Source organism: Lishizhenia sp. (assembly GCF_033720595.1).
Taxonomy (GTDB): Bacteria; Bacteroidota; Bacteroidia; order Flavobacteriales_D; family Crocinitomicaceae; genus Lishizhenia.
In genome coordinates this window covers 1-8,281 of record NZ_JAWWCF010000138.1, presented here as the reverse complement: position 1 = coordinate 8,281, position 8,281 = coordinate 1, and the positions used below count along the sequence as shown (strand labels likewise).

Sequence of the window (8,281 nt, the reverse complement as noted above, 5' to 3'; positions counted from 1 at the left end):
TGTAGGTATTTATCATCTTCTAATATATTTTGCTTGTTCTTCTGCTACTTTTAAAGCGTCCAAACCTTGATTTTCATTTTTAATCAAGTCATAAACTTTGTTTCCTAACCAAAGCGTTTCTAAGTCGGAATGTTTTACATTAAAAAACTCACTCAGTTTGGCAAGGTCTTCTCGTTTTAATGGCTTTTGGTCATTTTCAACTTTACTTAAGAAGCCTTCTCCTATGTCAAGTTTTGCAGCGAGTTCACGCTGTTTCATTCCTGATTCTTCCCTTAATTGCCGTATTTTTTGTCCGATTGTCATTGACCTGAAATATACTTGTTCAAATATGGTCAAATTTAGTGAAGTTATTTCAATTCTCAATGAGCAGAGGAAGAAAATGGCTCTTTTGCAATTTTCGTATGTAGGGTGGCTTGTGTGAATTGCAAATGTGCTATTCGTGCGGTTGGTTTTTTAATGGGGCACAACAAGTGTATAAATACACCTTTTTTAATATTAATTATTTAAAACCGCCTTTACTCTTGAAAATAGTGGTGGTTGTAAGTCTTAGTGGTTTAAAGCTAGTTATTTTTTTGATTTTTTTAGGAGCAAAGTAGGTTTCTCTTTGTTATAGGTGTTGGGTTCTGACTTAAAAAGTACGCTTTATCTCGGTATATGGTAGTATATATGTAATGTGTTTATACTGCCATTCTTGGAGAATAAACACAATTAAAGAATATCCACCATTGATTATTTTATTCCACAAGAATGGATACAAACGAATTAATTTAAGGTCATCCGTGATGGAAAGGTTCGATGATACGAAACTACTATTTTTAGATCCATTCCATTTTGTTTTGAGTGAGTTCAGATGTTTTGTTTTCGCCAGTATTAATGGTATTAGCCGGTTCAAACAACATAATTTGAACTTCGTTTTTCATTACTGGCCTATGTTCGATACCTTTGGGGATAATAATAAATTCCCCCTTTTTTATTGCGATAGTTTCATCTCTTAATTCCATATTGAATTCACCATCAATCACTAAAAACATTTCATCTTCATTATCGTGTTTGTGCCATTCGAATTCCCCTTTGGCTTTAACTAGTTTTATGTGTTGTCCATTCAGTTCTCCAACTATTCTTGGGTTCCAGTAATCACTGAATAATGACATTTTTTCGGAGATAGAGACTTTCTTAATTTTCATTTTTCGTAATGTTTGTGAAGTACTTAGGTAAAGCTATTCAATAGTTTTTTGAGGCTATCAGGCGCTTTCTATTATCTAATAGATGTAAAATTACCAAAGAATTAAATGTAAAAGATAGATACACCTTGCCTCATGAAAAAAAGCCAGTTTTTTAGCTGGCTTTTTTAGTGAACAAGGAGGAGAATTATTGTTTTGGAATCAAAGATCCAAATTCACTCAAATCTTTAATCCGTTTGGCCCAATTGAGGAGTACCTTTTCTTGTTGCGGGTAATCGTCCAAGTAAGGTCCACAAACAATTTTTAAGGAGCAGAAGCTTTTATCTTTTTCACGGATGAGGAAGAATTTTTCTGTGTATAGATTTTGCTTAAAATCATTTTGCACATAACAATTTCCCCAAAAGTCATCTGATAAGTAGGTGTTCACAAGTTGATCTTTGGAAGCATAGTAATAATTGAGTTGTGCCTCGGATCTCCAATTAGCGGCAAGTTTGTTTTGAGGATCAAAGGTGATTTGCATTAATGTGGCATTTTTGGCTGCTGTCATGAGGCTCCATACCGTACTGTCGGCTGCCTTAATTTTTAGCTCATGCTGCACAAATTTTCCGCCTATCATAGAACGAGCATTTTCTTGCGTGATGAAGTTTACCTCATTTAAACGGGCACTCCCGTTTCCGCCATTTAAAAAGCGAAACCCAACAATGGAATCTTCTTGGATGGAGATGGCTTGAATTATGATAATGACATCCTCCCTGTTGGTGTAAGGATTGTGGTATTTTGCCAATTGCGGTAACGGGGTATTCAAAGCTTTCGCGTTCGGGTACTTTACTGTATCGACCAAAATTAGTGAGGCTTCGCCTCGTGCTTCTTCCTCTGTTGGCAATCTACCTTCTACAACAGGTACATTTTTCCAATCCGCTAAATTTACAGCAGGGAAAGTGTTTAAGTTATCAGGACAATACCAACCTCCATATCGATGTGCTTCTTTTTGATTGTAGTTTAGATGGATTGCTGATTCGTTAGTTTGGTTTTCAGGGCTATTCTTAGAAGTAAATAGACAAGACGACAATGGAAAGAGTCCAAGGAAAAGTGTTTTTAAAACAATTGCATGCATGGTTTTCATTTTTATGATTATGACCTCAATGTAAAAAGCCGCCTTGTATCAGTAGATGAACGAATGTAAATTAATGTAAATCGCGCGTAATTTCTTATTTTTCTATTGTTAATACCTTATTTTCAAAATAAATTTGGTGCATGGGAAAACTTCCACTTTTTAAAGTATTCATTCTTCTTTTATTCACGTGCACAGTGGTGCCAACACATGCTCAAAATGAGGAACAATACATTGCTGTTTTGCTACGAAATATTGGTCACCAGTTTTTAAGTGAAATTGGAGATAGTACATCACGAATTTTAGAAGTGGAACATCAAGAGAATAGATATGTTCTGCGTTTTGAAAAAGAGATAGAATTTAGTCCTGATCAATTGTACAATAATGTACATGAGGTTATGCAAAAGCACCGCGCCCAGCAAAATTTTATTGTTGAAGTGAGCACTTGCGATAGTCATCAGGTATTGCATAGTTTTAAAGCAAGTGTAAACCGGGATGAGGAAATTTTATCGTGTAAGGGGAGAGATCTGCCTTTGGATTGTTACGAAGTTATTTTTACCAGTACTGAACCATGGATCGCTCATACAGTTGTAGAGGAAGAAAAACAGAGTTACACTCCCGTTTATTTACTTTTAGGTGGGGGAGTGTTGGTATTGATACTCTATCTTTTTAAGATAAGAAATAAAAGAGCAGCAAAAGAGGTGTTGGCACTAGGGGCTTACCATTTCGAGTTAAAAAGGATGAAGTTATTTTACAAGGATGAGGTAATCGAGTTGTCTGCCATTGAGGCTGAGTTGTTGCACCTGTTTGTTCAACACAAAAATGAAACTTTAAAAAGAGAATATATTCTCAATGAAGTGTGGGAAGATGAAGGAAACTACGTAGGTAGAACCTTGGATGTATTTATCTCCAAACTCAGAAAGAAATTAGAAAACGACGAAAGTCTTAAAATTGTGAGCGTTAGAGGGGTCGGCTATAAGTTTGTGAACTGATAAAGAGAAGCTTATCTAGCTCCTACTAATTTTGCCAAAAAAAGTAGAAAAAGGTGTTGCAAATTAAGGAAAGTACACTTACATTTGCGCCACTGTTAATTCTTTGTAATGCAAAGGTTAATGAGGTCCTATAACTCAGTTGGTTAGAGTATCTGACTCATAATCAGAAAGTCCCTGGTTCGAGCCCGGGTGGGACCACAAACAAAGGCTAGTACGTAAAGTGCTAGCCTTTTTTGTTTATTTTAAAGCTTTTGCTTTTGACCACTCGATGAAATAACTCTTTTCTATCAAATCTTTATCTACATGGGAATTGAAGTATTTACTGCTGCATAGTAATATTAAGACAACGGAGAAGTATGTTCAAACTGATGAGAAAAGATTGAATGAGAGCTTGAATAGGACGGAGTGGGAGTAATCGAATAGAAACACGATTAATTTACTTTTTTTCTTTCCATAAAAGATAGGATATGTAAAACATTGTGCTTACTAGAATGCATAAACCTAAAATGGAAATTCCTACAGATACTGGTGTTCCAAAACGTAAATCGTCAACCTCATTCCAAATAAGTTTTGAGTATAATAAGGATAAGAGAAAAGTAAAAACGGCCAGAACCGTTTTTAAGTTTTTAAAAATTAGAACAACTTGATTTTTTATGACATCGATTAAGAGTAGAAGTGTTTTTTTCTTGTTTTTGTTCATCCGTTTTAGTGAATTAATTAGTACTTATCTTGATTACTTCTCAGAATAGAAAGACTAATTATACCAGAACCAACCATAATACTAATGCCAATTAAACCTGTGTTTAGGGTGTCATTTACGCCTCTATTTGGATCACTTGCTGCGAGTAGAATTAAAAAGAAAATAGCCAGTAAAAAAGCGATTAAGTAGATGATTATTTTCATGATGGTCTTGATCTATTAGATATCGAAAATAGGAAAAATTGAGACATGTTGAAAGCGTTAGAAACGGATATTCTTAAAAATACTCATTTGTCACCATGGGAATTGTAGTACTTACTGTAGCATAGTAATATTGCTGAGATATGTCTGGTTATGAATACATCCGTTCACCATGGGTTCTTTTCCTCATCTATCTTTGCTTAATAAAACAACAGACTAGATTTCTAAAAACCTAGCAGAGGGGTTGGAACTTAGAAGTAGCTGAATTCGGCAGTCATAATAGTGCTAGCCTTTTTTGTTGTGTCTACTATTAAAGCTTTTGATATAAAAAAAGGCCAGCACCGAGTACTGACCTTAATTAACAAACATGTTTCCCTCCATATGCGTTTTTGAGGAGTGTAGGAGGGACTACAGCTTTGTAAAGCGCATTGTTTGTTGGTTCATTTTTATATAATAATTACCCTTTTCGAGATATGCCGCGTTGAGAACAATGTGGTTGTCACTTATTATCATATAGTCGTCTATTCTAATAGCAACACCTAATTCATTGATAACATATATTCCTTGCGATAAATCAATTTCACCTCTTATATGAAGTGCTCCTTTTACAGGGTTCGGAAATACCTGTAGTTGAGAAGTAGTAGGGTTAATTTGTACACTTCTTATACCTAAATCTTTTGTTGTTCCATCAAAATCAGTTTGTTCTAATTTATAATAGTTGACACCGCTTTTAGGCGTTTCATGCAAAAAGTCATAGTGTAAGGTTATTTCTGAATTTCCTGCACCGCTTATTTTTTGAAGATGTACCCAATGTTCAGCGTCAGTAGAATGATAAAGACTATAATAATCATTGTTTATTTCTGTTGATGTCGTCCAATTGATTTGGACGTGATTGTTAATTGTATTATTTACGTTGAATTCGGTAAGTTGAACAGGAAGAGGCGTGTTACCACTACCTGATCCTATGGTAAAGAAGTTAGAAGAGTTATTGGGGAAAATACTCGTGTTTAGGCCAGAAATGCTCAATACATTTCCATTCAATATAAACGTGATCCCATCAGTGGAACTATAAGTGTTTGCACCCGATGAAAAATCACCATCATTGTCTACAAGTATGTATAAATCACTTGTATCAATTGCATTAATTATGGCGTAATTGTTTAGCGTGATGTCCAAATTAAAGGTGTCTGTGAAATTGGTGCTTTGAATGCGCCATTCCCTGTCTAACCTTGAATATAACCCTGCTGGTTTTTCACCATAAGAGGAAGAAGAGTAGAGGTTATCTGAATTGTCACCGATTAATAAAAAAGAAAGGTTATTGGAGAAAGTACCTTGATTTCCAGCGTTAATTGTGTCCAATTCATCCAAATACACGCGTAGACTATCATCTTGCGTATGCGATTGTTTTTGCAGTAAACCAGAATCGTCATCTCTGGCTATTCCTATAATGTTATTATGGTAGGTGGTAGTGGCGGTACTAGCACTCCAAACCGTTGTTCCGTCGCTGGCGGTGTAGTTTCCGTTTTCAGTTCCACCATGTTCAAGCGTTATTCCATATTTAATGGCAAGGTAGCTTTCGATTTTATTGGTTTCAGCATCACTGAGTACGCCTGAATATCCAATAACTTCTGCAATTTGGCCTTCAAAAGCTCTGTTATAGTCAGATGTGAGATTTGACGATTTGGCTTGTCTACCTATAGTGAATGGACCAGATGAACTTGAATGGCTAGAAGAACATAGGATGCTGTTTAAATTAAGTTTTATTAAATCATAACTGCTCTCATTGTAACTCATTTCTCCATTTAGATATACGGATTTATCTCCAGAGTTAATAATGCTTCCTAAAAGATCACTTCCGGAAATAACTGTATTTCTAGAAAGAGTAGTCTCATGAAGGTGAACATGATTAATGGTATCAGATGACTCTGAACCAATACTAACATTAACGAATGAGCTCAAAGGTGATAGTAGGGGGTCAAGTATTCCATTTAATATGTCACCGACAGTAATCAATAATCCAGGAGGAGTGTATAGCTGAAATGTACTCTGATTATATGTAAAGCCCATTCCATCTGTTTTATAATTTCCTACATCGTAGATAAACTGATTACATTTGTTAAAATTAGTGGAAGAGGGTTTCTGGATAATGAAGAAATTTAATCCTTCAAAAGAAACTGCTCCAAATTCAATCCCTAAAACTTCATATGCATCTGGGTATATGTAATCGTTTCCAAAATTCAACCCTGAACTAATACCATCAAAAGTTAATGTAGGATTGTAGTTAAGTACAGTGCTTGAGTCAGCAGAATAAACAGGGTTGCTTAATTCATTATTGTTTGTAGCGTCATTGGTTCTGTTTCCTGATAAATCTGACCATTGAGATACTTCATCTCCATCAGAAGCTGTACTCGTACTCAGGTTGAGCACACTCGAGTTTTGATCTGCTTTTAACCACATTTCAAATGTTCCAGAACTTACGTTACCCGGAGTTTGTCCAGCGGCTGATAAGCTCAATCCGCAGAGCAATGAAAGAAGAGATATGTGAAATGATTTAAGCATTTTTCTTTTTATTAAAGGAGAAAGACCCGGGGCCGCCTACATCACTACAGCCCCAAGGTCCCTTCACCCTTAATTATTACTTTTTAACGACAATAAAGTCGGATCTTCTATTTACGAAATGTTCATCGTCGGTACATTCAACACCGTTTTTACATTTGTTTTTAATTTGTTGTTCACCGTACCCAACAGCACTAATAATTCTGTTAGGATCAATGCCTTGCTCAATCAGGTAGTCTCTCGTAGATTTTGCTCTATCATCAGAGAGTTTCAAGTTGTAACTATCTTTCCCTCTTGCATCGGTATGTGATTCAATCTTAATCACGATGCTTGGGAATTTATTCATGGCATCAATTACTCGGTTCAATTCTACCTCGGCTTGAGGTGTTATTTCAGCTTTATCGTAATCGAAGTAGATAGGGTTTACAATGATTTTTTCCACACCATCTTCCTCTTTTACCAGCGTTTTATACAGCGTTAAGTAAACATCCTCTGCATCTTCCTCTTCGGGTACTTTCGGAGTGTCAGGCGTTGTAACATCTAACTCTTCTGTACTGTGATTCTCTTTAGAAAAGACTAATCTATTGGTACTGCTACAAGGTAATTGAACCTCAAATCTTCCTAAAGAATCAGCTTGAGTTTCAGCAATGAGTGAATCTAAATCGTCGTATACTTTTACCGTTGCGAAGGGTATAATTTCTTTGGTCGTCTGCTCTTTAACATTTCCAAATACATCTTGATACCAGTTTTGATCATCTTTCGTGAAGAAATAAATATCATCATCTCCCTTGCCGCCTAATCGGTTGGAAGAAAGGTATCCGTTCACACCTGCCTTCGTCCAGTAGATGTTAAAATCATCCATCTCACTGTTAAAGGGTCTTCCTAAGTTTTCAGGGTTTTCAAAGTTGTCTCCCTTGATTTTTGAAGCAAAAAGATCTAGTCCACCGATTCCGTAGTGACCATCTGATGAAAAATAGAGCTTGCCTTCTTGTAGGGTAGGAAACATCTCACGTCCGGGTGTGTTGATTTTTGGTCCTAAATTCTTAGGTGAACCTACTGTTCCATCTGCCTTTACGGGTGCACGATAAATATCGGTTTCTCCCATCCCGTTTTCCATGTTAGAAACGAAATAAAGAAACTTACCGTCTTCAGAAAGCATGGGGTGACTACAAGAATATTCTTCACTGTTAATGCTCAAACTTACGATATTGGCAATCTTGCCTTCAACGACATCCGCCAACATAATTTGAAGGGTAGAGGTACCATCCTCATTTGTCTTCAGCTTACCTTTTTTGCGCAATTGATTTGTAGAAAAGTACACGCGTGTATTTTCTTTGTTGAAACAAATCATAGCATCATGATACTGCGAATTCAGGCCTTCGAATAATTTGTCATTGGTAAGGTTACCGTTCGCTGTATTTCTTTGTGCCTCATAAATGTTCAAGTAAGGTTGTTCGTTCCAAGCGTATGTTTTCTTCGTCAATTCTCCTTCTCCAGCTCTACTCGAAGCAAATAAGATTTTGTTCCCATAATTGGCTACA

At 36.1% G+C, this 8,281-nt stretch carries 7 protein-coding genes and 1 tRNA gene; 2 read left to right on the top strand and 6 right to left on the bottom strand.

What is annotated here, in order from left to right:
• Positions 1-12 precede the first annotated feature (12 nt).
• From R3333_RS10225 to R3333_RS10215, 3 genes are all read right to left on the bottom strand, one after another.
• Positions 13-303, bottom strand: coding sequence for a helix-turn-helix transcriptional regulator (locus R3333_RS10225; protein ID WP_318958696.1), 291 nt, complete (start codon positions 301-303; stop codon positions 13-15).
• 512 nt (positions 304-815) lie between these two features.
• A complete protein-coding gene (locus R3333_RS10220) occupies positions 816-1,184 on the bottom strand; it encodes a cupin domain-containing protein (protein ID WP_318958695.1) in 369 nt (122 codons plus the stop codon).
• A gap of 184 nt (positions 1,185-1,368) precedes the next feature.
• Positions 1,369-2,295, bottom strand: coding sequence for a hypothetical protein (locus R3333_RS10215; protein ID WP_318958694.1), 927 nt, complete (start codon positions 2,293-2,295; stop codon positions 1,369-1,371).
• 140 nt (positions 2,296-2,435) lie between these two features.
• Here R3333_RS10215 and R3333_RS10210 point away from each other — a divergent pair, with 140 nt between their 5' ends.
• Positions 2,436-3,284: a response regulator transcription factor gene (locus R3333_RS10210; RefSeq protein ID WP_318958693.1), complete on the top strand. Its 849-nt coding sequence runs from the start codon at positions 2,436-2,438 to the stop codon at positions 3,282-3,284.
• A 124-nt stretch (positions 3,285-3,408) separates the two neighbouring features.
• A tRNA-Ile gene (locus R3333_RS10205) sits at positions 3,409-3,482 on the top strand.
• Positions 3,483-4,001: 519 nt separating this feature from the next.
• Here the strand turns inward: R3333_RS10205 and R3333_RS10200 are convergent.
• The 3 genes from R3333_RS10200 to R3333_RS10190 form a co-directional block, all read right to left on the bottom strand.
• Complete coding sequence (locus R3333_RS10200; protein WP_318958692.1) at positions 4,002-4,187, bottom strand: hypothetical protein; 186 nt, start codon at positions 4,185-4,187, stop codon at positions 4,002-4,004.
• A gap of 405 nt (positions 4,188-4,592) precedes the next feature.
• The gene (locus tag R3333_RS10195; protein WP_318958691.1) at positions 4,593-6,743 is read right to left on the bottom strand and encodes a hypothetical protein; all 2,151 of its coding nucleotides are present in this window, start codon (positions 6,741-6,743) and stop codon (positions 4,593-4,595) included.
• A gap of 76 nt (positions 6,744-6,819) precedes the next feature.
• Positions 6,820-8,281, bottom strand: a 1,462-nt coding sequence (locus R3333_RS10190; protein WP_318958690.1) for an OmpA family protein, incomplete at its 5' end; no start/stop codon positions are given.

Excerpts from the sequence above, each read along its gene's own strand:
- R3333_RS10225 (WP_318958696.1), bottom strand. The coding sequence starts at position 303 with ATGACAATCGGACAAAAAATACGGCAATTAAGGGAAGAATCAGGAATG.
- R3333_RS10220 (WP_318958695.1), bottom strand. The coding sequence starts at position 1,184 with ATGAAAATTAAGAAAGTCTCTATCTCCGAAAAAATGTCATTATTCAGT.
- R3333_RS10215 (WP_318958694.1), bottom strand. The coding sequence starts at position 2,295 with ATGCATGCAATTGTTTTAAAAACACTTTTCCTTGGACTCTTTCCATTG.
- R3333_RS10210 (WP_318958693.1), top strand. The coding sequence starts at position 2,436 with ATGGGAAAACTTCCACTTTTTAAAGTATTCATTCTTCTTTTATTCACG.
- R3333_RS10200 (WP_318958692.1), bottom strand. The coding sequence starts at position 4,187 with ATGAAAATAATCATCTACTTAATCGCTTTTTTACTGGCTATTTTCTTT.
- R3333_RS10195 (WP_318958691.1), bottom strand. The coding sequence starts at position 6,743 with ATGCTTAAATCATTTCACATATCTCTTCTTTCATTGCTCTGCGGATTG.